The following is a 26561-nucleotide window of genomic DNA, read 5'->3' as shown; positions in this document are numbered from 1 at the left end:
CGCCGGGGCACCGGGTTGTTATGGGGTGCGCCGGTGCTCAGGTCTTGACGGGAGGCACCCCCGAACGGTCAGCTTAGAGTTCACATGTTGGAGGAAGCGGGGGTCTCATCGCTGCGGCCCCGGCCGGGGCGGTCCTCAGGGGCCGCCCGCCAAGGGCAGGAGTGGATGAGTCGATGGAGACTCCCGGGTCGCAGACATCGCTGCACAGGGCCAATCTGGAGCGGGTCGTACGCGCCGTACGGATGGCGGGATCGCTCACCCAGGCGGAGATCGCCCGGAGCACGGGCCTCTCCGCGGCCACCGTCTCCAATATCGTCCGGGAGCTGAAGGACGGCGGAACGGTCGAGGTCACCCCCACCTCGGCGGGCGGCCGCCGGGCCCGCAGCGTCTCGCTCAGCGGCGACGCGGGCATCGTCATCGGCGTCGACTTCGGCCATACGCATCTGCGCGTCGCCGTCGGCAACCTCGCCCACCAGGTGCTCGCCGAGGAGTCCGAACCGCTGGACGTCGACGCCTCCTCCGCCGAGGGCTTCGACCGGGCCGAGGTGCTGGTCAAGCGGCTGATCGAGGCCACCGGGATCGGCCCGGACAAGGTGATCGGCGTCGGCCTCGGCGTGCCGGGCCCCATCGACGTCGAGTCCGGCACGCTGGGCTCCACCTCGATCCTGCCGGGCTGGACGGGCATCAACCCCAGCGAGGAGCTCTCCGGCCGCCTCGGCGTGCCCGTGTACGTCGACAACGACGCCAACCTCGGGGCGCTGGGCGAGCTGGTCTGGGGCAGCGGCCGGGGCGTCAAGGACCTGGCGTACATCAAGGTGGCCAGCGGCGTCGGCGCCGGTCTGGTGATCGACGGGACCATCTACCGGGGCCCGGGCGGCACGGCCGGCGAGATCGGGCACATCACGCTCGACGAGTCGGGCCCGGTCTGCCGCTGCGGCAACCGCGGCTGCCTGGAGACCTTCACCGCCGCCCGCTACGTCCTGCCGCTCCTCCAGCCCAGCCACGGCCCCGGGCTCACCATGGAGCGGGTGGTCCAGCTGGCCCGGGAGGGCGATCCGGGGTGCCGCCGGGTGATCGGGGACGTGGGCCGCCACATAGGCAGCGGCGTGGCCAACCTGTGCAATCTGCTCAACCCCAGCCGCGTGGTGCTCGGCGGCTCGCTGGCGGAGGCCGGGGAGCTGGTTCTGGGGCCCATACGGGACTCCGTGTCGCGGTACGCGATCCCCAGCGCCGCCCGGCAGCTCTCGGTCCTCCCCGGGGCGCTCGGCGGCCGTGCCGAGGTGCTGGGCGCACTCGCCCTGGTGCTCAGCGAGATGGGGGATTCAACCCTTTTGGAGAGCACCCTCCCCGTGGCCACTCCTGCCTTCACTTAGATAACGAATGGCACCGTTGTCATCTCGTTAAGGATTTACTCCTTGACGCTGGCGCTGGGGCCGAGTTGACTTCCAGCCACCTCGGCCGCAACGTCGCGGCCTCGTCAGGGAGGTTCGAGAATGAACACGCGTATGCGTCGTGCCGCCGTTGCCGTTGCCGCCACCACGATGGCGATCTCGCTGGCCGCTTGCGGGAGCGCCAAGGAGTCCGGCGACAAGGCCGAACAGAGCTCGGAGAAGAAGGGCGACGACCTGAAGATAGGTCTGCTCCTTCCCGAGAACCAGACGGCCCGTTACGAGAAGTTCGACCGGCCGATCATCGAGAAGAAGATCAGCGAGCTCACCGACGGCAAGGCGAAGGTCACCTACGCCAACGCCAAGCAGGATGCGACCACGCAGGCCCAGCAGGTCGACACCATGATCACCAACAAGGTCGACGCCCTCATCCTGGGCTCGGTCGACTCCAAGGCGATCGCCAACAGCGTCAAGAAGGCCAAGGAGGCCGGCATCCCGGTCGTCGCCTTCGACCGCCTCGCCGAGGGCCCCATCGACGCCTACACCTCCTTCGACAACGAAGAGGTCGGCCGGGCCCAGGGCACCGCCCTGCTGGAGGCCCTGGGCGACAAGGCCGACGGTGCCACGATCGTGATGATGAACGGTGCGATCACCGACCCGAACGCCGCGCTCTTCAAGAAGGGCGCCAAGTCCGTCCTCGACGGCAAGGTGAAGTACGGCAAGGAGTACGACACCAAGGAGTGGAAGCCGGAGAACGCCAACGCCAACATGGAGGCGGCGATCACCGCGCTCGGCAAGGACAAGATCGACGGCGTCTACTCCGCCAACGACGGCATGGCGGGCGGCATCATCACCGCCCTCAAGGGCGCCGGTCTCTCGCCGCTCCCGCCGGTCACCGGCCAGGACGCCGAGCTCGCGGGTGTGCAGCGCATCGTCTCCGGTGAGCAGTTCATGAGCGTCTACAAGTCCTACCCGGCCGAGGGCATCGTCGCCGCGGAGATGGCCGTCGCCCTCGCCAAGGGCGAGAAGCTCGACTCCATCGCCACCTCCAAGGTCGACAGCGCCACCACCAAGGGCATCCCGACGGTCCTCGTCCCGGTCGTCTCGCTGACCAAGGACAACATCAAGGACACCGTCGTCAAGGACGGCATCTGGACGCTGGACGAGATCTGCTCGGCCAAGTACAAGGCCGCCTGCGACAAGATCGGCCTGAAGTAGTCCCCCGGGGCTCCGGCCCCAGGGACCCGGCCCGCCCCCGAGCGGCCGGGTCCCGCCCGCTCCACCGCCACCCGGCCCGCCGCGTCCGCGCGAGGGCCGGGCGGCCCACCGCCCGCGCGGGCGCAGGCCCCCGGCCCGCCCGCGTCACGAAGCCTGTCCGGCGTCCCGCACATCAACCGTCCCGCTACCGGGCGGGGCGCCGGACGGAACGCTTCACCGCTTTTCCCGTATCTCTTCTGCTCGACACCGCCGCGCCTTCCCCCGGGCGCGGCATCCCCGCCGGTCAGGCGGCGAAGGAGATGGTTCATGTGTCCGCTACGCCCGTGTTGGCGTTGCGAGGGGTCTCCAAGCGCTTCGGTGCCGTCCAGGTACTCACCGATGTAGAGCTTGAGGTCCACGCCGGCGAGGTGGTCGCCCTGGTCGGCGACAACGGCGCCGGTAAATCAACGCTGGTCAAGACGATCGCCGGAGTGCACCCCATCGATGACGGCGTCATCGAGTGGGAGGGCCGGGCGGTGCAGATCAACAAGCCGCACGACTCCCAGAACCTCGGCGTCGCGACCGTCTATCAGGACCTCGCGCTGTGCGACAACATCGATGTCGTCGGCAACCTCTACCTGGGCCGGGAGCTGCGCAGGTTCGGCGTCCTGGACGAGGTGGAGATGGAGCGCCGCTCCCGTGAGCTGCTCTCCACGCTCTCCATCCGGATCCCGAGCGTCCGCATCCCGATCGCCTCGCTCTCCGGCGGTCAGCGCCAGACCGTGGCCATCGCCCGGTCGATGCTCGGCGAGCCCAAGCTCGTCATCCTCGACGAGCCGACCGCCGCCCTCGGCGTCGAGCAGACCGCCCAGGTCCTCGACCTCGTCGAGCGGCTGCGCGAGCGCGGTCACGCGGTCATCCTCATCAGCCACAACATGGCCGACGTGAAGGCCGTGGCCGACAAGGTCGCCGTGCTCCGGCTGGGCCGGAACAACGGTGTCTTCGATGTGAAGACCACCTCCCAGGAAGAGATCATCTCCGCCATCACCGGCGCCACGGACAACGCCGTGACCCGACGTGCGGCGCGCAACGCGGAGGTTTCCAAGTGACCACCGACGAGACCACCAACACGGTGGACAAGAGCAGCACCCCGCTCGACAAGGGCGCCACCCAGGCGGACCCGCCGCCGGTCGGCAACCCGGACGCCGCCGAGGGCGCCGCCACGGTCGTCGACCCCCGGCTGCTCATCCGCGAGCAGGGCCTCGCCGGTTACCTCACCGAGTTCAAGCGCAAGATCAGCGGCGGTGACCTGGGCTCGATCCCGGTGGTCATCGGCCTCGCGATCATCGCCATCGTCTTCCAGAGCCTGAACTCCGAGTTCCTCTCCGCGAAGAACATCAGCGACATCGCGGTCACCATGGTCGCCACCGGCATGATGGCCGTGGGCATCATCTTCGTGCTGCTGCTCGGCGAGATCGACCTCTCGGTCGGCTCCGTCTCCGGTGTCTCCGGCGCCCTGGTCGCGGTGCTCAGCGTCACCCAGGGCATGAACGAATGGCTGGCGATCGTCGTCGCCATCGTCAGCGGCGCGGTGATGGGCGCGATCCACGGCTTCTTCTTCGCCCGGATCGGGGCCCCGGCCTTCGCCGTCACCCTGGCCGGCCTGCTGTTCTGGCTCGGCTTCATGCTCCAGCTGCTCGGCGACTCCGGCACGATCAACCTGGACGGCGACGGCGTGGTCGGCCAGCTGACCACGTACTACTTCACCGATGTCGCCGCCGCCTACGGGCTCGCCGCCATCGCGGTCATCGGCTACTTCGCCGCGGCGTTCCTGGACACCCGCCGCCGCGAGGCCGCGGGCATCCCGTCCCGCCCGGTCGCCGACATCGTCGTACGCACCGCCGTCCTCGCGGTGTTCGCCTTCGCCGCCGCGTACATGTTCAACCAGTACCGCGGCCTGCCGCTCGCCCTGGTCCTCTTCCTGATCGTCCTGGTCGGCACGGACTTCCTGCTCCGCCGCACGGCCTACGGGCGGAAGATCTTCGCGCTCGGCGGCAGCGTCGAGGCCTCCCGGCGCGCCGGTATCAACGTCACCGCGATCCGGATCTCCGTCTTCTCCATCGCGGGGACCTTCGCGGCGATCGGCGGCCTGTTCTGGGCCTCCAAGATCGCGGCGGCCAACCAGGGCTCCGGCACCGGCGACCTCCTGATGAACGTCATCGCGGCGGCCGTCATCGGCGGCACCAGCCTCTTCGGCGGCCGCGGCCGCACCTGGAACGCGCTGCTCGGCGTCATGGTCATCGTCTCCATCCAGTACGGACTGTCGCTGGAGGGCATCGCCACGCCGATCCAGTACATGATCACCGGTGGTGTGCTCCTGGCCACCGTCGTCATCGACTCCGTCACCCGTAAGACCCAGAAGACCGCGGGCCGCGCCTGACCGCACAACCGCGCAGGTGCCCGGTGCCCCCAGGGGGTGCCGGGCACCTGCGCGTGTCCGGGTATCGCTACGAACAGGCCCGCCCGCTGCTCACGTCCGGTGGCGGAACACTAGAATCGTCGGATCGGCACGCTCGATCAGCTCAAACGCAAGGAGGCACGGGTGGATCTGCTGACCCGCATCAAGGGACCGCGCGACCTGGACCGGCTCAGCCTCGGTGAGCTGGACCAGCTCGCGGAGGAGATCCGCACCTTCCTGGTGGACGCGGTGTCCAAGACCGGCGGCCACCTCGGACCCAACCTGGGCGTCGTCGAGCTCACCATCGCCCTGCACCGGGTCTTCGACTCCCCCAAGGACAAGGTGCTCTGGGACACCGGCCACCAGGCCTACGTCCACAAGCTCCTCACCGGCCGCCAGGACTTCTCCCGGCTCAAGAGCAAGGGCGGCCTCTCCGGCTACCCCTCCCGCGCCGAGTCCGACCACGACATCATCGAGAACAGCCACGCCTCCGGCGTCCTCGGCTGGGCCGACGGCCTCGCCAAGGCGAACGAGGTCCTGAAGAAGGACGACCACGTCGTCGCGGTCATCGGTGACGGCGCGCTCACCGGCGGAATGGCCTGGGAGGCGCTGAACAACATCGCCGCCGCCAAGGACCGCCCCCTCGTCATCGTCGTCAACGACAACGAGCGCTCCTACGCCCCGACCATCGGCGGCCTGGCCAACCACCTCGCCACGCTCCGTACGACCGACGGTTACGAACGGTTCCTGGCCCGCGGCAAGGACATCCTGGAGCGCACGCCCGTCGTCGGCCGCCCGCTGTACGAGACCCTGCACGGCGCCAAGAAGGGCCTCAAGGACTTCATCGCCCCGCAGGGCATGTTCGAGGACCTCGGCCTCAAGTACGTCGGCCCGATCGACGGCCACGACGTCGAGGCCCTGGAATCCGCGCTCCAGCGCGCCAAACGCTTCGGCGGCCCGGTCATCGTGCACTGCCTCACCGAGAAGGGCCGCGGCTACACCCCGGCCCTGGAGGACGAGGCCGACCGCTTCCACGCCGTCGGCAAGATCCACCCCGACACCGGCCTGCCGATCTCCACCTCCGGCCTCGACTGGACCTCCGTCTTCGGTGAGGAGATGGTCAAGCTCGGCCAGGAGCGCGAGGACATCGTCGCCATCACGGCCGCCATGCTCCAGCCGGTCGGCCTCGGCAGGTTCGAGGAGGCCTTCCCGGACCGGATCTACGACGTCGGCATCGCCGAGCAGCACGGCGCGGTCTCCGCGGCCGGCCTCGCCACCGGCGGCCTCCACCCGGTCTTCGCGGTCTACGCCACCTTCCTCAACCGCGCCTTCGACCAGGTCCTGATGGACGTCGCCCTGCACAAGTGCGGCGTCACCTTCGTCCTGGACCGGGCCGGCATCACCGGCACGGACGGCGCCTCGCACAACGGCATGTGGGACATGTCGATCCTCCAGTGCGTGCCCGGCCTCCGCATCGCCGCCCCGCGCGACGCCGACCAGGTCCGCGCCCAGCTGCGCGAGGCCGTCGCCGTCGACGACGCGCCCACCGTGGTCCGCTTCTCCAAGGGCGCGGTCGGCCCCGCCGTCACGGCGGTCGGCAAGGCCGGCGGCATGGACATCCTGCGCAAGCCGAAGGCGGCCCGCCCCGACGTCCTGATCGTCTCCGTCGGCGCGCTCGCCCCGATGTGCCTGGAGATCGCCGATCTGCTGGACGCGCAGGGCATCTCCAGCACCGTCGTCGACCCCCGCTGGGTCAAGCCCGTCGACGAGGCGCTCGCCCCGCTCGCCGAGCGCCACCGCGTCGTCGTCACCGTCGAGGACAACAGCCGTGCCGGAGGCGTCGGCTCCGCCGTCTCCCAGGCCCTGCGCGACGCCGATGTCGACGTACCGCTGCGCGACTTCGGCATCCCGCCGGTCTTCCTCGACCACGCCTCGCGCGGCGAGGTCATGACCGACATCGGCCTGACCGCGCCGGACATCGCCCGGCAGGTCACGGGCCTGGTGGCCAAGCTCGACGGCCGCTTCGAGAGCCGCGCCGTGGAGCCCGCCCGCGACTGATCCACAGCGCTCCGTACGGCCGACGGGCCGGGAGAACCGCCCCTGTACGGGTGGTTCTCCCGGCCCATTCGCGTGAAACGGGCCGGATGGCGCGTTCGCGCGCCCGACCGGTCCGAATCATGGCGTTCACAACCAATGCGTGGAGGTACGCAGGTGAGCGCGCAGGTCACACCACCCCGCGGAAACGGAATGTTCCGCACCAAGTCCGTCGAACAGTCGATCCGGGACACCGAGGAGCCGGAGCACGGGCTCCGGAAGTCCCTCTCCGCCCTGGACCTGACGGTCTTCGGCGTCGGCGTCATCATCGGCACCGGCATCTTCGTCCTCACCGGCCAGGTCGCCAAGGAGACGGCGGGCCCCGCCACCGCCCTCGCGTTCGTCGCGGCGGGCATCGTGTGCGCCCTGGCCGCGCTCTGCTACGCCGAGTTCGCCTCCACCGTCCCGGTGGCCGGTTCCGCCTACACCTTCGCGTACGCATCGCTGGGCGAACTGGTCGCCTGGATCATCGGCTGGGACCTGGTGCTGGAGTTCGCCCTGGGCACCGCGGTGGTCGCGGTCGGCTGGTCCGGCTACGTCCGCTCGCTGATGGACAACGTCGACTGGACGATGCCCGAGGTGCTCTCGGGGCCGGACGTGGCGGAAGGTTTCGGCTTCGACATCCTCGCCTTCGCCCTGGTGCTCGTGCTGACCGTCATCCTGGTCGTCGGCATGAAGCTCTCCGCCCGCGTCACCTCGGTCGTGGTGGCGATCAAGGTCGGCGTGGTCCTCATGGTGATCATCGCGGGGCTGTTCTTCATCAAGGCCGAGAACTACAAGCCCTTCATCCCGCCGGCCGAGAAGCAGCCCGCGGGCTCGGGCTGGGACGCCCCGCTCGTTCAGCTGATGTTCGGTTACGAACCCACCAACTTCGGCGTGATGGGCATCTTCACCGCCGCCTCCATCGTCTTCTTCGCCTTCATCGGCTTCGATGTGGTCGCCACCGCCGCCGAGGAGACCAAGCTGCCCCAGCGCGACATGCCGCGCGGCATCCTCGGCTCGCTCCTGATCTGCACGGTGCTCTACGTGGCGGTCTCCCTCGTGGTCACCGGGATGCAGCACTACAGCGAACTGTCCGTCAGTGCCCCGCTCGCCGACGCCTTCAAGGCCACCGGGCATCCGTTCTACGCCGGTCTGATCAGCTTCGGCGCGGCGGTCGGCCTCACCACGGTCTGCATGATCCTGCTGCTCGGCCAGACCCGTGTCTTCTTCGCGATGAGCCGGGACGGCCTGCTCCCGCGCTTCTTCTCCAAGACCCACCCGCGCTTCCGCACCCCGTACCGGCCGACGATCCTGCTCGGCGTGGTCATCGCGATCATCGCCGGGTTCACCAGCATCGAGGAGCTGGCCACCCTGGTGAACATCGGCACGCTCTTCGCGTTCGTCGTCGTCGCCCTCGGCGTCCTGGTCCTGCGCCGCACCCAGCCGGACCTGCCCCGCGCGTTCCGCACGCCGTGGGTGCCGGTGCTTCCGGTCCTCTCGGTGGCTGCCTCGGTCTGGCTGATGCTCAACCTGCCGGTGGAGACCTGGGTGCGCTTCGGCGCCTGGATGGTCCTCGGCGTCGTCGTCTACTTCGCGTACGGCCGCTCCCACAGCCGGATGGCGAGGGAGAACCGCTAGCGTTCCCGGCCCTGGGGAGGCCGTACCGTACGGGGTCCCACGCACCGGGCCCCGTACGCCTCGACCCGCTGCCGCAGCCCGCGGTCGGCGGTGACGACGACGCACTCCCGGTCCGGTCCGGCGGCGGCCGCCAGTTCGGCGATGAGATCGTCACCGCTGCCGGGGGCCGATACGACCCGGACCCCGGCCACGGATGCGACGCCCCGGGCGGCCCCCTCGACCACGAGCACGATCTCGGCCGGGCCGGGCAGCCCGGGCAGCCCGTCCGTGGCGTACGGAACCAGGGAGTCGCGCAGCCGGACCGCCGCCCCGCGCCGGTCCCGCCACCAGCCGTCGGGCACGGACCCGACCACATTGGCGCCGTCCACGATCACCAGCACCGCTTCGTCCTCGCTCATCCCGGCAGGGTGTCACGGGCGAGCGGTACGACGGTCCGTCAGCCCCCGGTGGCGGGGGACTTCTTCGCTTCCTCGGGGATCGTGGTGTCCTCGCGGATCGCCTTCCACAGCTGACCGGCCTGCGGCTCGGCGGCGATCACCCGGTTCGGGTCGATCTTGTCGTACGCCACCGGCAGCATGATCGTCTCCATGGAGGCCGGGTCGACGCCGTTCATGGAGCGGGCGAACTCCGCCAGCGAGGAGAGCGAATCGAGCCCGGAGTCGGTGGTGAGCGCCTTGGTGGCCGAGTCGGCGATTCTGTAGGAGCCGGCCGGACTGCCCAGCAGGTCCTGCGACTTGACCTCGCTGAGCAGGGCCATCAGGAACTGCTGCTGGAGACCGATGCGGCCGAGGTCGCTGCCGTCGCCGATGCCGTGCCGGGTCCGGACGTACGCCAGGGACTGGGTGCCGTCCAGCTTGTGCGGACCCGCGGTGAGGTCCAGCCCGGACGCCTGGTCGTGGATGTCCTGCGGTACGTCGACGGTGACCCCGCCGATCGCGTCGACCAGGTCCTTGAACCCGGCGAAGTTGATCTCCAGGTAGTGGTCGACGCGGACGCCGGACATCTTCTCCACCGTCTTCACCACACAGGCCGGACCGACCTGCGCGTAGACGGAGTTGAACATGACGCGCTCCCTGGCCGCCACCGTGGAGCCGTCGTCCTTGACGCACTCGGGCCGGGTCACCAGGGTGTCGCGCGGGATGGAGACGGCGACGGCCTTCGACCGGCCCTCGGGTATGTGCACCACCATCGCGGTGTCGGAGCGCGCGCCGCTGACGGCACCGCCGCCGCCCAGCTCCTGGTTCTCCGCCCCGGCACGCGAGTCCGAGCCGAGGACCAGCAGATTCTGCCCGCTGGTGGGCAGCTTCTCGGGGCGGTCCTCGCCGAGCGCCTTGTTGATGTCGACGCCCTTGATGTTCCCGTCGAGCCGACTGTAGAGCCAGTAGAGGGTGCCGCCGGTCGCGAGCAGCAGGACGAGCAGGACCACCAGCGTGATCTTGAGACCGCGGCGTCTGCGGGGCTTGGCCGAACGTCGGGAGGCGCGGGGGCCCGGGGTCGTCTCGTCGTTGCTCATCGTGCGCGAGTCCTCAAGTCTCATGGCCCGCAGGGGCCGGGGGAGTGCGGGGGACTCGGGTGGGGGGCGCGGCCGGTCCGTGAATGTTCGACTGACCGAGCACTATAGAACAGAAGATCGCAAGAATGTATGTTCCCGCGATCGCGCGGTGGACCGAACCGAACGTCCGCTGTACGCCCGTCGCGACGGCCCCGGAACGCGAACCGGCCCGGCACCCCCCGAAGGGTGTGCCGGGCCGGACCCGTATCGGGGTGCCTAGGCGGGAACGCTCGCCACGCCCTGCGCGAGGAACGGCTTGCCGTTCACCCGCTGGGAGACGCCCTCGCGGTCCAGGTACGGCGTGATGCCGCCCAGGTGGAAGGGCCAGCCCGCACCGGTGATCAGGCACAGGTCGATGTCCTGGGCCTCGGCGACGACGCCCTCCTCCAGCATCAGGCCGATCTCCTGCGCCACCGCGTCGAGCACGCGGTCGCGGGTCTGCTCCTCCGTCAGGACGGTGTCGCCCTGCTTGAGAAGGGCGGCGACCTCGGGGTCGAGGACCGGCGCACCGGAGTCGTAGACGTAGAAGCCGCGCTTGCCGGCCTTCACGACCGCCGCCAGGTTCTCGGAGACGGTGAAGCGCTCCGGGAAGGCGCGGTTCAGGGTCTCGGAGACGTGCAGGCCGATGGCCGGACCGACCAGCTCCAGAAGGACCAGCGGGGACATCGGCAGGCCGAGCGGCTCGACGGCCTTCTCCGCGACCTCGACCGGGGTGCCCTCGTCGATGACGTTCTGGATCTCGCCCATGAAGCGGGTGAGGATGCGGTTGACGACGAACGCCGGGGCGTCCTTCACCAGGACCGCGGTCTTCTTCAGCTTCCGGGCCACACCGAACGCGGTGGCCAGCGAGGCGTCGTCCGTCTGCTCGCCGCGCACGATCTCCAGCAGCGGGAGGATCGCGACCGGGTTGAAGAAGTGGAAGCCGACGACCCGCTCGGGGTTCTTCAGCTTCGACGCCATCTCGGTCACCGACAGCGAGGAGGTGTTGGTGGCGAGGATCGCGTGCGCCGGGGCGACCGCCTCGACCTCCGCGAACACCTGCTGCTTGACGCCGATCTCCTCGAAGACGGCCTCGATGATGAAGTCCGCGTCCGCGAACCCCTCGGCCTTGTCGAGGACACCGGAGACCAGGCCCTTGAGGCGGTTGGCCTTGTCCTGGTTGATGCGGCCCTTGCCGAGCAGCTTCTCGATCTCGGCGTGGACGTAGCCCACACCCTTGTCGACGCGCTCCTGGTCGATGTCCGTGAGGACGACCGGGACCTCCAGGCGGCGCAGGAACAGCAGCGCCAGCTGCGAGGCCATCAGACCCGCGCCGACGACGCCGACCTTGGTGACCGGGCGGGCCAGGTTCTTGTCCGGGGCACCGGCCGGGCGCTTGGCGCGCTTCTGGACCAGGTTGAAGGCGTAGATGCCGCTGCGCAGCTCGCCGCCCATGATCAGGTCCGCGAGCGCCTGGTCCTCGGCGTCGAAGCCGGCGGACAGGTCGCCGTCCTTGGCCGCCGCGATGATGTCCAGCGCGCGGTACGCCGCCGGGGCCGCGCCGTGCACCTTGGAGTCGGCGATGGCCCGGCCGCGGGCGACAGCCGCGTCCCAGGCGTCACCGCGGTCGACCTCGGCGCGCTCGACCGAGACCGAGCCCTTGAGCACGTTCGCGGTCCACACGAGCGACTGCTCCAGGAAGTCCGCGCCCTCGAAGATCGCGTCCGCGATGCCGAGCTCGAAGACCTGCTTGCCCTTGAGCTGACGGTTCTGGTTCAGCGAGTTCTCGATGATCACCGAGACCGCGCGGTCCGCGCCGATCAGGTTCGGGAGCAGCGCGCAGCCGCCCCAGCCGGGGACCAGACCGAGGAAGACCTCGGGCAGCGAGAACGCCGGGATGGCGGTCGAGACGGTGCGGTAGGTGCAGTGCAGACCGACCTCGACACCGCCGCCCATCGCCGCGCCGTTGTAGTACGCGAAGGTGGGCACCGCGAGGCCGGAGAGACGGCGGAAGACGTCGTGGCCGCCCTTGCCGATGGCGAGCGCGTCCTCGTGACGGCCGAGCAGCTCGACGCCCTTGAGGTCGGCGCCGACGGCGAAGATGAACGGCTTGCCGGTGAGGCCGACACCGGTGATGGTGCCCTCGGCGGCCTCCTTCTCGACCTGGTCGATCGCGGCGTTCAGGTTCGCCAGCGACTGCGGTCCGAAGGTGGTCGGCTTGGTGTGGTCCAGGCCGTTGTCCAGCGTGATGAGCGCGAACCGCCCGGCGCCGAACGGCAGGTCCAGGTGGCGTACGTGCGCCTGCGTGACGACCTCGCCGGGGAACAGCTCGGCCGCACCCTTCAGAAGCTCAGTGGTGGAGCTCACTTGTTGCCTCCGTCGAAATTCGGGTTCTCCCAGATGACCGTGGCGCCCATGCCGAAGCCGACGCACATCGTCGTCAGGCCGTAGCGGACCTCGGGCTGCTCCTCGAACTGCCGGGCCAGCTGCGTCATGAGCCGGACACCGGAGGAGGCGAGCGGGTGGCCGTACGCGATCGCGCCGCCGTACTGGTTGACGCGGGCGTCGTCGTCGGCGATGCCGTAGTGCTCCAGGAAGGCGAGCACCTGCACGGCGAACGCCTCGTTGATCTCGAAGAGACCGATGTCGTCGATGGTCAGACCGGCCTGGGCCAGCGCCTTCTCGGTCGCCGGGATCGGGCCGTAACCCATGACCTCCGGCTCGACGCCCGCGAAGGCGTAGGAGACGAGGCGCATCTTGACCGGGAGGCCCAGCTCGCGGGCGACGTCCTCGGCGGCGAGCAGCGAGGCGGTGGCGCCGTCGTTGAGACCCGCGGCGTTACCGGCCGTCACGCGGCCGTGGGCGCGGAAGGGGGTCTTCAGGTTGGCGAGCGACTCCATGGTGGTGCCCGGGCGCATCGGCTCGTCGGCGGTGACCAGGCCCCAGCCCGTCTCGCCCGCCTCGGCGTTGGTGCGGCGCACCGACACCGGTACCAGGTCCTGCTGGATCTTGCCGTTGGCGTACGCCTTGGCGGCCTTCTCCTGCGAGCGCACCGCGTACTTGTCGGCGCGCTGCTTGGTGATCGTGGGGTAGCGGTCGTGCAGGTTCTCCGCCGTCATGCCCATGAACAGGGCGGACTCGTCGACCAGCTTCTCCGACACGAAGCGCGGGTTCGGGTCGACGCCCTCGCCCATCGGGTGGCGGCCCATGTGCTCGACGCCACCGGCCACGACGACGTCGTACGCGCCGAAGGCGATGGAACCGGCCGTCGAGGTGACGGCGGTCAGCGCGCCCGCGCACATGCGGTCGATCGAGTAGCCGGGGACGGACTGCGGCAGACCGGCCAGGATTCCGGCGGTGCGGCCCAGCGTCAGGCCCTGGTCCCCGATCTGCGTGGTCGCGGCGATGGCGACCTCGTCGATCTTCTTGGGGTCCAGGTCCGGGTTGCGGCGCAGCAGCTCCCGGATGGCCTTCACGACGAGGTCGTCGGCGCGGGTCTCGTGGTAGATGCCCTTCGGGCCCGCTTTGCCGAACGGGGTGCGGACGCCGTCGACGAAGACGACGTCCCGGATGGTACGAGGCACGGTGGCTCTCCTCCAGGGTGCGGGATGGCACTGCTGCGGGGCGCGCCACGGGGACGCACCGCCTGCCCATCATGCTACTTGCGGGTAACCAGACTGCCCACCCCCCACGGCCGGAGCGTCGAAGGTCACACCGCTCAGCGCATCGTCGCCGCGATCGGCCCCGAGGACCGGACCACCTCGCGGGCGAACCGGAACCGGCCCACCCCCAGCCGCCGCAGCGCCGGCCCGTGGTCGACGGCCACCACCAGCGCGGCCGCGGCCAGCGCGGCCCGCCACCCGGAGGTCACCAGCACCCGCACCGGCGGCGGCAGCGGGCGCAGCGAGCGGCGCAGGCGGTGGCAGTGGAAGGGCACGTGCCGCTCCTCGTCGGAGAGGATCCGCCCGGCCACCTCCCGCGTCAGCGCGTCGTCGGCCCCGTCCCGCAGGGCCCGGTAGTACCGCAGCGCGACCACTTCCGCGATCATCAGGACCAGCAGTTCGAGGCGGAGTCCCAGGGCGCGGCGCAGCGTCACGAAGACCCGGTCGCTCCAGTGCGAGGTGATCAGCGGAGCGCCGCCGGAGGTCAGCAGGAGCGCCAGCAACCTGGCGTGATTTCGCTCCTCCGCGACGAACATCCGCACCGCCGACGCATACTCCGCGTTACCGGCCGCCTCCGCTTTGGTGATCAGCTCGGCCCCGTCGCCGTCCTCGCCGACCTGGAAACGCTGCACGCTGCGCCGGATCGCGGGGGGCAGGGGGACCCCGGTACTCCAGTCCGGATCGCCCCGCTCGGCCCGCTCACGGCGCGCCGCCTCGAAGTCGCGTATCCACTCCCCGTACGCCGTGGCCCCCATGCCCGCCCCCCGTATCCGCGCCTCGCGGGGTCAGGCGGTGGCGCCCAGCGCCCGGAACAGGAGCGGGGCGACCTGCTGAATCTGCCAGTTCCGCGCCCCGTATCCGGCGAGGGTGTCCTCGACGGCGCCCGGGGTCGGGTTCTTCGGCGGCTCCCAGCAGAGCCGGCGCACGGTGTCCGGGGTGATCAGGTTCTCCTGGGGCATGCGGAGGCGTTCCGCCAGCTCCGAGACGGCCGTGCGGGCGGCCGAGAGCCGGGCGGCGGCGGCCGGGTCCTTGTCGGCCCAGGAGCGCGGCGGGGGCGGCCCGGCCGGCTGCTGACCGGGCTGCGGCAGCGCCGACTCCGGCAGCGCCTTGGCCCGGTCCACGGCCGCCTGCCACTGCTCCAGCTGACGGCGTCCCATGCGGTGGCCGAATCCCGGCAGCGCGGTCAGGGCCTGCACATCGACCGGCAGCGCGAGCGCGGCCTCGACGATCGCGGCGTCCCCGAGCACCTTGCCCGGCGAGACGTCACGGCGCTGCGCGACCTGGTCACGGGTGGTCCACAGCTCCCGGACGACGGCCATCTGGCGGCGGCGGCGTACCTTGTGCATGCCGGACGTGCGGCGCCAGGGGTCCTTGCGGGGCGGGGCTGGCGGCGCGGCGGCGATGGCGTCGAACTCCTCGCGGGCCCACTCCAGCTTGCCCTGCCGCTCCAGCTCCTCCTCCAGCGCGTCGCGCAGGTCGATCAGGAGCTCCACGTCGAGCGCGGCGTAGCGCAGCCAGGGGTCGGGCAGCGGGCGGGTGGACCAGTCGACCGCGGAGTGGCCCTTCTCCAGGGCGTATCCGAGGACGTTCTCCACCATCGCGCCGAGGCCGACGCGCGGGAAGCCCGCGAGCCGTCCGGCCAGCTCGGTGTCGAACAGCGAGGTGGGGGTCATGCCTATGTCCCGCAGGCACGGCAGGTCCTGGGTCGCGGCGTGCAGGATCCACTCGGTGCCGTCCAGCGCGGTGCCGAGGCCGGAGAGGTCGGGGCAGCCCACCGGGTCGACCAGGGCGCTGCCCGCGCCCTCGCGGCGCAGCTGTACGAGATAGGCGCGCTGGCCGTAGCGGTACCCGGAGGCGCGCTCGGCGTCGACGGCCACCGGCCCGGTGCCCGCGGCGAAGGCGGCGATCACCCGGGCGAGGGCGTCGTCGGACGTCACCACCGGGGGAATGCCCTCGCGCGGCTCCAGCAAGGGGATCGGCGCCGGGGCGACGTCGTCCGGGGGAGCGCCCCCGGTGGTTCGCAGTGAAGTGTCTGCTGCGGTCTCTTGGGCGTCGGTCACGTGTCAAGGGTATCTGTGTATGCACGGAGCCCGTCGACGGAACGTTCCGTCGACGGGCGGCCATGCACGTATTCCAGCCGGAGACGCATCGGTGCACGTCCCGGCGGGGGTGCGGTCAGTGGATGATGCCCGTCCGCAGGGCGACGGCGACCATGCCGGCCCGGTCTCCGGTGCCGAGCTTGCGGGCGATGCGGGCGAGGTGGGACTTGACGGTCAGGGCGGAGAGGCCCATCGAGACGCCGATGGCCTTGTTGGACTGGCCCTCGGCGACCAGGCGGAGCACCTCCACCTCGCGTCCGGAGAGTTCGCGGTAGCCGCCCGGGTGGCTCGGGGACCCGGGGGGACGGCGGTGCATACGGGCGGCATTGGCGCCAATGGGGGCGACGCCGGGGCGGGTGGGGTGGCCGATGTTGGTTCGGGTGCCGGTGACGACGTACCCCTTCACGCCGCCCGCGAGGGCGTTGCGAACGGCGCCGATGTCGTCGGCGGCGGAGAGGGCGAGACCGTTGGGCCAGCCTGCGGCGCGGGTCTCGGACAGCAGGGTCAGCCCGGAACCGTCGGGCAGATGGACGTCGGCAATGCAGATGTCGCGCGGGTTGCCGACGCGGGGACGTGCCTCCGCGATGGACGACGCCTCGATGACGTCACGTACTCCGAGGGCCCACAGATGGCGGGTGACGGTGGAACGGACGCGCGGGTCGGCCACGACGACCATGGCCGTCGGCTTGTTCGGGCGGTAGGCGACCAGGCTTGCGGGCTGCTCAAGGAGAACGGACACCAGGCCTCCTGGGGGGAGTGGCGGGACGGGCCGGCTCGGGGGATGAAGCCGGGGGCGAACCGTGCTTGAAGGGTCATTGACCTCTTCGGCAGCGGACCCGTCCTCCTTTAGGGGAAGATCACGATTTGGTGAGTAACAATTCGGGCAAATAGGACGCGCGATCGATTGTACGAAAAGAGATCCGGCGTATGTGCGATACGGGTGACGGAGTGTTACGAAACCTGCGGCCCGCGCCGCTGCGGCAGCGTCACCACCGCCGCGTCCGACAGATCGGACGGCGGCAGCCCCGCGATCTGGCACAGCAGATCACCCCAGGCCATCAGGTGCGACGCGGTGTCCGGGATGCCCCCGCGCCACTCCCTCGGCGTCCACGAGGCGCGGATCTCGATCTGAGTCGCCGGACGGCGCGCGGAGAGCGCACCGAAGTAGTGCGATCCGGCGCGTGTCACCGTCCCGCCGGCCTCCCCGTACGACAGCCCCCGCGCGTCCAGCGCCCCCGTCAGCCAGGACCAGCACACCTCCGGCAGCAGCGGGTCCGCCGCCATCTCCGGCTCCAGCTCCGCGCGGACCAGGGTCACCAGCCGGAACGTGCCCTGCCAGGCGTCGTGCCCCGCCGGGTCGTGCAGCAGCACCAGCCTGCCGTCCGCGAGATCGTCCTCACCGTCCACCACCGCCGCCTCCAGGGCGTACGCGTGCGGCGCGAGCCGCTGGGGCGGCCTGGTCGCCTCCACCTCCAGCTCCGGGCGCAGCCGCGCGGAACGCAGCGCGTCCACCGCCGCCAGGAACGCCGGAGGCACGGGAGGGCCCTCCTCCGCGCGGTCCTTGCTTTCAACGCCGTCGGAATGATCGGAGAACTGTCCCTGAGCCGGAGCCATGCGGGGAAGAGTAGGCGGAAGGCGGGCCGCGCGCAGGGAGAGACACCCGTGCGGGGCCTGGCTCCTTCGGCACGCGTGCGAAGATTCTGTGCGTGAGTGCCAACGACAGCCCTTCGGGCCAGCAGACGACGACCTCCGCCAGCCTCGACGCGGTCCGCAACGCCACCCACGACTCGGCGTTCCTGAAGGCGTGCCGCCGCGAACCCGTACCGCACACGCCGGTCTGGTTCATGCGCCAGGCGGGGCGCTCGCTGCCCGAGTACCTGAAGGTCCGCGAGGGCATCGCGATGCTCGACTCCTGCATGATGCCGGAGCTGGTCGCCGAGATCACCCTCCAGCCCGTACGCCGCCACAAGGTCGACGCCGCGATCTACTTCAGCGACATCGTCGTGCCCCTGAAGGCCATCGGCATCGACCTCGACATCAAGCCCGGCGTCGGCCCCGTCATCGCCGAGCCGATCCGCACCCGCGCCGACCTCGCCCGGCTGCGCGACCTCACCCCCGAGGACGTCCCGTACGTCACCGAGGCCATCGGGATCCTCACCGCCGAGCTGGGCGCCACCCCGCTCATCGGCTTCGCCGGGGCCCCGTTCACACTGGCCAGCTATCTCGTCGAGGGCGGCCCCTCGCGCAACCACGAGCGCACCAAGGCCATGATGTACGGCGACCCGCAGCTCTGGGCCGACCTCGTGGACCGGCTCGCGGAGATCACCGGCGCCTTCCTCAAGGTCCAGATCGAGGCCGGGGCGTCCGCCGTCCAGCTCTTCGACTCCTGGGTCGGCGCGCTGGCCCCCGCCGACTACCGCCGCGCGGTGCTCCCCGCCTCCGCGAAGGTCTTCGACGCCGTCGCCCCCTACGGCGTCCCCCGCATCCACTTCGGCGTCGGCACCGGCGAACTGCTCGGCCTGATGGGCGAGGCCGGAGCGGACGTCGTCGGCGTCGACTGGCGCGTCCCGCTGGACGAGGCCGCGCGCCGCGTCGGCCCCGGCAAGGCGCTCCAGGGCAACCTCGACCCGGCCGTCCTCTTCGCGCCGACCCCGGCCGTCGAGGCCAAGACCCGCGAGGTGCTGGACGCCGCCGCCGGACTGGAGGGCCACGTCTTCAACCTGGGCCACGGCGTCATGCCGAACATGGACCCGGACGCGCTCACCCGCCTCGTGGGGTACGTCCACGAGCAGACCGCGCGCTGAGGCAGCCGCGCCCCGGGCGCGGGAGGCCTCGTCAGCTTCCCGCGCCCCGCACCGCCGCCACCGTCTTGCGGGCGGCCACCAGCACCGGGTCCCACACCGGTGAGAACGGCGGGGCGTAGCCGAGGTCGAGCGCCGTCATCTGCTCCACCGTCATCCCGGCCGTCAGCGCCACCGCCGCCACGTCCACCCGCTTCGCCGACCCCTCGCGGCCGACGATCTGCACCCCGAGCAGCCGGCCCGTCCGCAGCTCCGCGATCATCTTCACCGTCATCGGCCTCGCCCCCGGGTAGTACCCGGCCCGCTGCGTCGACTCGACAGTCGCCGTGACATAGCGGAGCCCCACCGCGCGGGCGTCCTTCTCCCGCAGCCCGGTCCGGGCGATCTCCAGGTCGCAGACCTTGCTCACCGCCGTACCGACCACACCGGGGAACGTGCCGTAGCCGCCCCCGATGTTGGAACCGATCACCTGGCCGTGCTTGTTGGCGTGGGTGCCCAGCGCGATGTGCCGGGTGCGGCCCGCCACCAGGTCCAGGACCTCCACGCAGTCGCCGCCCGCCCAGATGTTGTCGTGGCCCACGACCCGCATCGCCAGGTCCGTCAGCAGCCCGCCGTGCGGCCCCACCGGCAGCCCCGCCGCACGCGCCAGCGCCGTCTCCGGCTCCACGCCGATACCGAGGACCACCACGTCCGCCGGGTACGTCCCCGCGTCCGTCGCCACGTCGGTGACCCGGCCGTCCGGACCGGTCAGGATCTTCGTCACGGCCGCCCCGTTGACCGTCGTGATGCCAAGACCGTCCATCGCCTCGTGGACGAGGCGCCCCATGTCCGGGTCGAGCGTCGCCATCGGCTGCTCGCCCCGGTTGAGGACGGTCACCTCGAAGCCCCGCTTGAGCAGCGCCTCGGCCATCTCCACGCCGATGTACCCCGCGCCCACCACAACGGCCCGCCGGGGCCCATCGCCGGAGCGCAGCGCGTCCAGCGAGTCGAGGAGCGCCTGCCCGTCGTCCAGGGTCTGCACCCCGTGCACCCCGGCCGCGTCCATCCCCGGCAGCGCCGGGCGCACCGGACGGGCCCCGGTGGCGATCACCAGCTTGTCGAAGCCCGTCCAGTACGTCGTCCCGCTCTCCCGGTCCAGCGCCTTCACCCGCCGCCCGGCCACGTCCAGCTCGGTCACCTCGGTCCGCATCCGCAGATCGATGTCCCGTGCCCGGTGCTCCTCGGGGGTGCGGGCGATCAGGTCGTCGCGCTCCTCCACGTCGCCGCCCACCCAGTACGGGATGCCGCAGGCGGAGTACGAGGTGAAGTGGCCACGCTCGAAGGCGACGATCTCCAGCGCGTTGGGCCCCTTCAGCCTGCGGGCCTGTGACGCTGCGGACATCCCCGCCGCGTCACCGCCGATGACCACCAGTCGCTCCGCTGCCATGCCGGGTCCCTTCCGCCGGTTCGCCGCACCGGCGAATCAGGGCCCCACGCTACGACGCCGAGCGGTTCAGGAGTCCGAGGCGTCGTCCTTCCCCGCTGCGGGCGCCGTAACCGCCGGAGCGGCGGGACGGGCGGCCCTGCGCTTCCGCAGCACCCGCCAGACCAGCGCGGCCAGGGCCCCGGTGAGCAGGAACGGGAACGCGGCCCCGAACGCCACCGCGATCCACCGCAGCATCGTCACGAACGCGTCCCAGCCGCCGCCCAGCGCGTCCAGGAACCCGGGGTCGTCGTCCTTCTTCCGGTCGTCGTCCGGGGCGTCCGGCGGCGTCAGGTCCAGCGTGATCGTCGCCAGCGAGGTGCGGTCCTTCAGGCTCGCCTGCTGGGCCAGCAGCGACTCCAGATCGGACTGACGGCTGCTCAGCTCGCCCTCCAGGGCCACCACATCGCTGATCCGCTCCGCCTTGTCCATCAGCTCCCGCACCCGCGCCACACTCGCGCGCTGGGTGGAGATCCGGCTCTCCACGTCGACCACCTGGTCGGTGACGTCCTTCGCGTTCGAGGTGCGCGACAGCAGCTTCCCGGAACCCGCCAGCTCCCGCAGCACCTCCTGGAACCGCTCCTGCGGCACCCGCAGCACCAGATGCGAGGTCTCGTGGGTGTCGTCGAGCCGCTCGGTGTTCTCCGAGGCGACCAGGCCCCCGGCGCCCTCCGCCGCGGCCCGCGCGGCGGCCACGGCCTTCGGCACGCTCTTCACCTCGACGGACAGCGTGGCCGTACGGATGACGTGCGAGACGCCCGGCTTCGGCGCCGCCTTCTTCCCGCCCGCCTTCTGGTCCGTCTGCTCCCCGGGGGCGGCGGAGGCCGCCGCCCCGCTCTCGTCCGCGTACCCTTCACGCGCCGCGGCTTCTCCGTTCGCCGCCTTCGCGCCGCTGTCCGACGCGTCACCAGACGCCCCGCAGCCGCCGACGGCGAGCAGGACGCCGAGCGCCCCGGCCACGAGCGCCACCCGTGCGCGGACGAACGATCGCCCGCTCTTGCTTGCGTTCCGCATAACTGGTCCCCCCAGGACGTTGGTTGATGTGACCCTTCGACGCGGCGGCTCCGGGACCGGTTGCCGGAGGGGGTTTCGAAGCGGTCACGGTCAGGACTCGGTACGGGTTTGAGAGAGTGGACCCATGCAGCGTTCTCAACAGCGTGCGGAAACGCCCCCGGGGCACGTCGTCGTCATCGGCGGCGGCATCGCCGGCCTGGCGGCCGCCCACCACCTGGTCGCCACCGGCCTGCGGGTCACCCTCCTGGAGGCCACGGACCGGCTCGGCGGCAAGCTCATGACCGGCGAGGTCGCGGGCGTCCAGGTCGACCTGGGGGCCGAGTCGATGCTCGCCCGGCGCCCCGAGGCGGTCGAACTCGCCGAAGCGGTGGGCCTCGCCGACCGCCTCCAGCCGCCCGCCACCGCCACCGCGTCGCTCTGGACGCGCGACGCGCTGCGCCCCATGCCCAAGGGCCACGTCATGGGCGTCCCCGGCGACCCGGCGGTCCTCGGCGAGGTGCTGTCCCCCGAGGGCCTGGCCCGGATCGCCGAGGAGCGCGACCTCACCCCGACCCCCGTCGGCGACGACGTCGCGGTCGGCGCGTACGTCGCCGACCGGCTCGGCCGCGAGGTCGTCGACCGGCTGGTGGAGCCCCTCCTCGGCGGGGTCTACGCGGGCGACGCCTACCGCATCTCGATGCGTGCCGCCGTCCCCCAGCTCTTCGAGGCCGTGAAGGAGGGTGGCCCGCTGCTCGACGGCGTCCGCCGCATCCAGGAGCGGGCCGCCGCCCGGCAGCAGACCGGCCCCGTCTTCCAGGGCATCGCGGGCGGCATCGGCACCCTCCCGCCCGCCGTCGGCGACGCCGTACGGGCCGGGGGCGGCGACATCCTCACCGAGACGCCCGTCCTCGGTCTGACCCGTACGGAATCGGGCTGGGCCGTCCGCACCGACGCCCGGACCATCGCCGCCGACGGCATCGTCCTGGCCACCCCCGCCTGGTCCGCGGGCGCCCTGCTGGCCGCTGAGTCCCCGGCCGCCTCCGCCGAGCTGTCCGGTGTCGAGTACGCCTCGATGGCCCTGGTCACCCTCGCATTCCGGCGTACCGACATCGAGGCGTACGAGGCCCTGCGCGGCCGCTCCGGCTTCCTCGTACCGCCGGTCGACGGGCACACGATCAAGGCGTCCACGTTCTCCAGCAACAAGTGGCAGTGGGTCGCCGACGCCGCCCCCGACCTGTTCGTGCTCCGTACCTCCGTCGGCCGCTACGGCGAGGAGGACCACCTCCACCGCGAGGACGAGGAGCTGGTCGCCGTCTCCCTGCGCGACCTCGCCGCCGCCACCGGCCTCACCGCCCGGCCCGTAGACACCGAGGTCACCCGCTGGATCGGCGGCCTGCCGCAGTACCCGGTCGGCCATCCGACCCGGGTCGCCCGCATCCGCGACGAGGTCGCCAAGCTGCCCGCCCTGCGGGTCTGCGGCGCGGTCTACGACGGGGTGGGCATCCCCGCCTGCATCGCGAGCGCCCGGCGCGCGGCCGACGAGATCGCGAGCGAGATCATCGCCACGCCGACCCTGGTTCGGGGCACGGGGAGCGAGGCGGGACAATAGCCGTATGAGTGCTCCTGAGACTGTGACATCAAGCAAGAGTCCGAACGCCGGCAAGAAGGCCAAGGACCTCAACGAGGTCATCCGCTACACCCTGTGGTCGGTCTTCAAACTGCGCGACGTGCTCCCCCTGGACCGCGCGGGATACGCCGACGAGGTGCAGGAGCTGTTCGACCAGCTCGCGGCCAAGGACGTCACCGTCCGGGGCACCTACGACCTGTCCGGGCTGCGGGCCGACGCGGACATCATGATCTGGTGGCACGCCGAGACCTCGGACCAGCTCCAGGACGCGTACAACCTCTTCCGCCGTACCAAGCTCGGCCGCGCGCTCGACCCGGTCTGGTCGAACATGGCGCTGCACCGGCCCGCCGAGTTCAACAAGTCGCACATCCCGGCGTTCCTCGCCGACGAGACGCCCCGCGACTACATCAGCGTCTACCCCTTCGTCCGGTCCTACGACTGGTACCTGCTGCCCGACGAGGACCGCCGCCGCATGCTCGCGGACCACGGCAAGATGGCCCGGGGCTACCCGGACGTCCGCGCCAACACCGTCGCCTCGTTCTCGCTCGGCGACTACGAGTGGATCCTCGCCTTCGAGGCGGACGAGCTCTACCGCATCGTCGACCTGATGCGTCACCTGCGCGCCTCCGAGGCACGGCTCCACGTGCGCGAGGAGGTCCCGTTCTACACGGGCCGCAGGAAGAGCGTCGCAGACCTGGTGGCCGGGCTCGCATAACCAGCGAGTCCCGCACCACCCCAACCCGGAAGATCAGAGAGTCGGGCACCGGGCACCGATCGTGCCGTCCGCCTCTCCAGCGACACCGGGTTCGGCTTCGGGGGCCGTCACACCGTCAAGGTGCGGCGGCCCCCGCTCCGTACGCCCGCCGACCGCCGGATCAGTCCAGCGACACCGGGTTCGGCTCCGGATGCGCGGCGCAGTCCGCACCCCGCCCCGGCACCTCGCCGGTCAGCAGATACCGGCGCAGATGATCGTCGACGCAGGCGTTCCCCGCCCCGCCGATGCCATGCGTCCCCGCGTCCCGCTCGGTCACCAGCGAAGAACCGGGCAGCCGCTTCCGCAGCTCCAGCGCCCCCTTGTACGGGGTCGCCGCGTCCCGCTCCGCCGCCAGGATCAGCACCGGCGGCAGCTCGCCCCACCCCACGCGGACATCCAGCGGCCGCTGCCGGGGAGCGGTCCAGAAGGCGCACGGCAGATTCGAGAAGGCGTTGTCCCAGGTCTCGAAGGGCGCGACGCGCGCCAGCTCCGTGTGGTCGCGGTCCCACACCGCGAAGTCCTCCGGCCAGGGCGCGTCGTTGCACTCGACGGCCGTGTACACCGCCTGCGCGTTCTCGTTGTCCTTCGCCGCCACCGCGCGCGGGGACGCCTGCGCGACCAGCGGCTCCGGGTTGCCCCGGACGTACTCCGACAGCGCCGTCGCCCGCATCGCCCAGTAGTCGTCGTAGTAACCCGCCCCCAGGAACGCCGAGTGCAGCTGCCCCGGCCCGACCTTGCCGCCCGCCGGCTTCACCGCCAGCTCGGCGCGCACCTCGCCGTAGTGCTCCTGCACCGCCTCCGGCGTGGTCCCCAGGTGATACACGTCGTCGTGCTTGGCGACCCAGCGGCGGAAGTCCTCCCACCGCGCTTCAAAGGCCAGCGACTGCCCCATGTTGGAGCGGTACCAGATCTGCTCCGGGTCCGGATCCACCGCCGAGTCGAACACCATGCGGCGTACGTGGGAGGGGAACAGCGTCGCGTACAGCGCCCCGAAGTACGTCCCGTACGACGCCCCCATAAAGGTCAGCCGGCTCTCACCGAGCGCGGCCCGCAGCACGTCGAGGTCCCGGGCGTTGTTCAGCGAGGTGTAGTGCCGCAGCGTCTCGCCCGCGTGCTCCGCGCAGCCCCGCGCGTACGCCTTCGCCCGGGCGACACGCCGCTCCTTGTCCGCCTCGGTCGGATGCGTCGGAGCGTCGGTCGGGCCCTTCGTGTACGCGGCGGGGTCCTGGCAGCTCAGCGGGGCGGAGGAGCCGTTGACGCCACGCGGGGCGTAGCCGACCAGGTCGTACGCCTCGGCGATCTCCTTCCACTCCGGCAGCTCCCCGGCCAGCGGGAAGGTGATGCTGGACGCGCCGGGGCCGCCCGGGTTGTAGACGAACGCGCCCTGCCGTTCCTTCGCCGGTCCGGTGGCGGGCGTCCGGCTGACGGTCAGTTCGAGCTGCCGCCCGTCCGGCTCGGCGTAGTCGAGGGGAACCTTCACCGTGCCGCACTTCAGGGAGTCCGGGAGCATCTCCTCCTCGGGGCAGGCGGCGAAGTCGATCCCGGCGGCGGTGGCCCGGGCGGCGGCGATCGCGGTGCCCCGGGCCTCGGCGGAACCGGGGCGGTCCCAGGCCCCCGCCGGAGCGGCGGCGAGGGCGGACAGGACGAGGGAGCCGATCGATGTGTAGAGCGCAGCAGTTCTCACGCGCGGGGGCCTCTCTGCGGATGCGGAGAGGGGAGGGTCGGGCGGCCGGGGAGACATGTCCAGCACCGACCCGGAATGTCACCGAAAACCACCCTGATGGACGGTCAAAATCCTTGCGTACGCGCCTGATTCAGGTCACCAAGGGAGACCGTTTCAGGACCCGCCTCCGCAACTGGAGCCACCACCGCAGCTGGAACTGCTGCAACTGGAGCCGCCGCCACAGCTCGACCCGCTGCTGCCTCCGCACCCGGACCCCGAGGAGCACCCGGACCCGCCGCCGCAGCTCGATCCGGAACCGCCTCCGGTCGACCCGCCGCAACTGGAACCGCCGGGACCGGACGCGGCGCACCAGACCGTCGTCGCGCCGACGGCGGCGGCACCGGTCGCCGTGGACCCGGCGAGGCGCCGCCCGGAGGACCGCCGGCGCGGAGCGCTCAGCCGTGCGGCCGCCATCAACTGCTCCTGGAACACGGGGTCCGGCAGGGCGCGCAGGCCCAGCGTGGCGACGAGATGGGCGGGGGTCACCGCATAGCCGTGGGCGGCCCGGAACTCCTGGGCGGCCTGGCGCCCCGACTTCGTGAGGCGGCTCGCGGAGGAGGCGGCGACGATCAGCCCGGTGAACGAGCCGATCACGATCGCGGGCAGCATCTTCACGATGAACGGGACCGCGAAGTCCAGGGAGTCGGCCGAGACGAACTGGACGAACGTCAGGAACAGGCTCAGCGGCAGGGCGACCAGGCACAGGATCCCCTGGGTCAGGCCCCACCGCCGCAGCGGACGGACCCGGTGGGGCGGCACCAGCAGCCCGCGCGCCGCGAGCCCGTCGCCGACCTCCTGGACCGCCGGGTGCCGCATCACGGCTTCCCGCAGGAGGTGCAGGGCGCCGTTCGGAGCGGCGGCCAGCTCCTCGAACACCGCGCGTTCCACCGGGTCGTTCGCCTGTTCCCGCTGTACGGCGACGATGCCGGGCCCGCCGACGGCCAGCCGGCCGTCCGCGTGCAGGGCGGTCAGGGCGGTGTCGACGACCCTGGCCGGACCGCCGTTCAGGAAAGCGACCTCGTACACGTCGTGAAGGGGGACGCCGGATCCCGGAGAGGGACGGCGGGACCGCACGGCGACCGCCTTGACGACGAGCAGCACGGAGGAGAGGACGACCCCGAGGGTCGCCAGCAGGGCGAGCGTGTTCATGGC

At 71.5% G+C, this 26561-nt stretch carries 21 protein-coding genes; 9 read left to right on the top strand and 12 right to left on the bottom strand.

The annotated features are described in order from the left end of the window. The first annotated feature begins 173 nt into the window (after window positions 1-173). The 6 genes from A3Q37_RS04705 (at window position 174) to A3Q37_RS04680 (ending at window position 8757) form a co-directional block, all read left to right on the top strand. Window positions 174-1373, top strand: a complete 1200-nt coding sequence (locus A3Q37_RS04705) for an ROK family transcriptional regulator (RefSeq protein WP_010072512.1) — start codon at window positions 174-176, stop codon at window positions 1371-1373. 120 nt (window positions 1374-1493) lie between these two features. Further along, window positions 1494-2606, top strand: coding sequence for a sugar ABC transporter substrate-binding protein (locus A3Q37_RS04700; RefSeq protein ID WP_065477838.1), 1113 nt, complete (start codon window positions 1494-1496; stop codon window positions 2604-2606). Between the two features lie 299 nt (window positions 2607-2905). After that, window positions 2906-3694, top strand: a complete 789-nt coding sequence (locus tag A3Q37_RS04695) for an ATP-binding cassette domain-containing protein (protein WP_065477835.1) — start codon at window positions 2906-2908, stop codon at window positions 3692-3694. Further along, window positions 3691-5025 carry a sugar ABC transporter permease gene (locus A3Q37_RS04690; protein WP_176711344.1) on the top strand — a complete coding sequence of 445 codons (1335 nt, stop codon included), beginning with the start codon at window positions 3691-3693 and terminating at the stop codon, window positions 5023-5025. Before A3Q37_RS04695 ends, A3Q37_RS04690 begins: the two co-directional genes overlap by 4 nt. A 162-nt stretch (window positions 5026-5187) precedes the next feature. Next, window positions 5188-7101: a 1-deoxy-D-xylulose-5-phosphate synthase gene (gene dxs / locus A3Q37_RS04685; RefSeq protein WP_065477832.1), complete on the top strand. Its 1914-nt coding sequence runs from the start codon at window positions 5188-5190 to the stop codon at window positions 7099-7101. 189 nt (window positions 7102-7290) lie between these two features. Continuing rightward, entirely contained in the window at window positions 7291-8757 is a 1467-nt protein-coding gene (locus A3Q37_RS04680) for an amino acid permease (RefSeq protein ID WP_065477829.1), read from the top strand. On the opposite strand, the gene A3Q37_RS04675 is transcribed toward A3Q37_RS04680, so the two are convergent. From A3Q37_RS04675 to A3Q37_RS04640, 8 genes are all read right to left on the bottom strand, one after another. Next, window positions 8754-9155, bottom strand: coding sequence for an NTP pyrophosphohydrolase (locus tag A3Q37_RS04675; RefSeq protein WP_065477826.1), 402 nt, complete (start codon window positions 9153-9155; stop codon window positions 8754-8756). The genes A3Q37_RS04680 and A3Q37_RS04675 overlap by 4 nt on opposite strands. Before the next feature lie 38 nt (window positions 9156-9193). Next, window positions 9194-10270, bottom strand: coding sequence for an LCP family protein (locus A3Q37_RS04670; RefSeq protein ID WP_065477823.1), 1077 nt, complete (start codon window positions 10268-10270; stop codon window positions 9194-9196). A 255-nt stretch (window positions 10271-10525) separates the two neighbouring features. Further along, a complete protein-coding gene (locus A3Q37_RS04665; protein WP_065477820.1) occupies window positions 10526-12655 on the bottom strand; it encodes a 3-hydroxyacyl-CoA dehydrogenase NAD-binding domain-containing protein in 2130 nt (709 codons plus the stop codon). Further along, on the bottom strand, window positions 12652-13872 hold the full coding sequence (locus A3Q37_RS04660) for an acetyl-CoA C-acyltransferase (protein WP_065477817.1): 1221 nt from the start codon (window positions 13870-13872) through the stop codon (window positions 12652-12654). The genes A3Q37_RS04665 and A3Q37_RS04660 overlap by 4 nt, the downstream gene beginning before the upstream one ends. A 134-nt stretch (window positions 13873-14006) precedes the next feature. After that, window positions 14007-14705: a ferritin-like domain-containing protein gene (locus A3Q37_RS04655; RefSeq protein WP_065477814.1), complete on the bottom strand. Its 699-nt coding sequence runs from the start codon at window positions 14703-14705 to the stop codon at window positions 14007-14009. 30 nt (window positions 14706-14735) lie between these two features. After that, window positions 14736-16010, bottom strand: coding sequence for a ribonuclease D (locus A3Q37_RS04650; protein ID WP_079137659.1), 1275 nt, complete (start codon window positions 16008-16010; stop codon window positions 14736-14738). Window positions 16011-16125: 115 nt separating this feature from the next. Next, window positions 16126-16788 carry a response regulator transcription factor gene (locus A3Q37_RS04645; RefSeq protein ID WP_003965521.1) on the bottom strand — a complete coding sequence of 221 codons (663 nt, stop codon included), beginning with the start codon at window positions 16786-16788 and terminating at the stop codon, window positions 16126-16128. 212 nt (window positions 16789-17000) lie between these two features. Beyond that, entirely contained in the window at window positions 17001-17663 is a 663-nt protein-coding gene (locus A3Q37_RS04640) for a DUF3000 domain-containing protein (RefSeq protein WP_065477808.1), read from the bottom strand. Between the two features lie 92 nt (window positions 17664-17755). Between A3Q37_RS04640 and hemE the strand changes: the two genes are divergently transcribed. Continuing rightward, a complete protein-coding gene (hemE, locus tag A3Q37_RS04635) occupies window positions 17756-18853 on the top strand; it encodes a uroporphyrinogen decarboxylase (RefSeq protein ID WP_065477806.1) in 1098 nt (365 codons plus the stop codon). A 31-nt stretch (window positions 18854-18884) separates the two neighbouring features. Here hemE and A3Q37_RS04630 read toward each other — a convergent pair whose 3' ends face one another. Both A3Q37_RS04630 and A3Q37_RS04625 read right to left on the bottom strand, forming a co-directional pair. After that, entirely contained in the window at window positions 18885-20276 is a 1392-nt protein-coding gene (locus A3Q37_RS04630) for an FAD-dependent oxidoreductase (protein WP_065477804.1), read from the bottom strand. Between the two features lie 66 nt (window positions 20277-20342). Further along, window positions 20343-21326 carry a DUF4349 domain-containing protein gene (locus A3Q37_RS04625; protein WP_065477800.1) on the bottom strand — a complete coding sequence of 328 codons (984 nt, stop codon included), beginning with the start codon at window positions 21324-21326 and terminating at the stop codon, window positions 20343-20345. Between the two features lie 124 nt (window positions 21327-21450). Here A3Q37_RS04625 and hemG point away from each other — a divergent pair, with 124 nt between their 5' ends. Next, a complete protein-coding gene (gene hemG, locus A3Q37_RS04620; protein WP_065477797.1) occupies window positions 21451-22914 on the top strand; it encodes a protoporphyrinogen oxidase in 1464 nt (487 codons plus the stop codon). A gap of 4 nt (window positions 22915-22918) precedes the next feature. Beyond that, window positions 22919-23647 (top strand): hydrogen peroxide-dependent heme synthase, encoded by a 729-nt coding sequence (gene hemQ / locus A3Q37_RS04615; protein ID WP_030079714.1) that lies wholly within the window; start codon window positions 22919-22921, stop codon window positions 23645-23647. A gap of 160 nt (window positions 23648-23807) precedes the next feature. Here hemQ and A3Q37_RS04610 read toward each other — a convergent pair whose 3' ends face one another. Both A3Q37_RS04610 and A3Q37_RS04605 read right to left on the bottom strand, forming a co-directional pair. Then, the gene (locus A3Q37_RS04610) at window positions 23808-25370 is read right to left on the bottom strand and encodes an alpha/beta hydrolase (protein WP_065477794.1); all 1563 of its coding nucleotides are present in this window, start codon (window positions 25368-25370) and stop codon (window positions 23808-23810) included. Between the two features lie 153 nt (window positions 25371-25523). Beyond that, window positions 25524-26558 (bottom strand): TIGR04222 domain-containing membrane protein, encoded by a 1035-nt coding sequence (locus A3Q37_RS04605; RefSeq protein WP_065477792.1) that lies wholly within the window; start codon window positions 26556-26558, stop codon window positions 25524-25526. Window positions 26559-26561 lie beyond the last annotated feature (3 nt).

Origin of the sequence: Streptomyces sp. PTY087I2 (assembly GCF_001687325.1) — a bacterium.
Taxonomy (GTDB): Bacteria; Actinomycetota; Actinomycetes; order Streptomycetales; family Streptomycetaceae; genus Streptomyces.
The sequence above is the reverse complement of the archived record's forward strand: the minus strand, read 5'-3'. Positions and strand labels throughout refer to the sequence as shown.

Coding starts and splice junctions, on each gene's coding strand:
- hemQ (WP_030079714.1), top strand. CDS start 22,919: ATGAGTGCTCCTGAGACTGTGACATCAAGCAAGAGTCCGAACGCCGGC.
- A3Q37_RS04625 (WP_065477800.1), bottom strand. CDS start 21,326: ATGCGGAACGCAAGCAAGAGCGGGCGATCGTTCGTCCGCGCACGGGTG.
- A3Q37_RS04630 (WP_065477804.1), bottom strand. CDS start 20,276: ATGGCAGCGGAGCGACTGGTGGTCATCGGCGGTGACGCGGCGGGGATG.
- A3Q37_RS04680 (WP_065477829.1), top strand. CDS start 7,291: ATGTTCCGCACCAAGTCCGTCGAACAGTCGATCCGGGACACCGAGGAG.
- A3Q37_RS04705 (WP_010072512.1), top strand. CDS start 174: ATGGAGACTCCCGGGTCGCAGACATCGCTGCACAGGGCCAATCTGGAG.
- A3Q37_RS04700 (WP_065477838.1), top strand. CDS start 1,494: ATGAACACGCGTATGCGTCGTGCCGCCGTTGCCGTTGCCGCCACCACG.
- A3Q37_RS04655 (WP_065477814.1), bottom strand. CDS start 14,705: ATGGGGGCCACGGCGTACGGGGAGTGGATACGCGACTTCGAGGCGGCG.
- A3Q37_RS04695 (WP_065477835.1), top strand. CDS start 2,906: ATGGTTCATGTGTCCGCTACGCCCGTGTTGGCGTTGCGAGGGGTCTCC.
- A3Q37_RS04605 (WP_065477792.1), bottom strand. CDS start 26,558: ATGAACACGCTCGCCCTGCTGGCGACCCTCGGGGTCGTCCTCTCCTCC.
- A3Q37_RS04675 (WP_065477826.1), bottom strand. CDS start 9,155: ATGAGCGAGGACGAAGCGGTGCTGGTGATCGTGGACGGCGCCAATGTG.
- A3Q37_RS04670 (WP_065477823.1), bottom strand. CDS start 10,270: ATGAGCAACGACGAGACGACCCCGGGCCCCCGCGCCTCCCGACGTTCG.
- hemG (WP_065477797.1), top strand. CDS start 21,451: ATGCAGCGTTCTCAACAGCGTGCGGAAACGCCCCCGGGGCACGTCGTC.
- A3Q37_RS04640 (WP_065477808.1), bottom strand. CDS start 17,663: ATGGCTCCGGCTCAGGGACAGTTCTCCGATCATTCCGACGGCGTTGAA.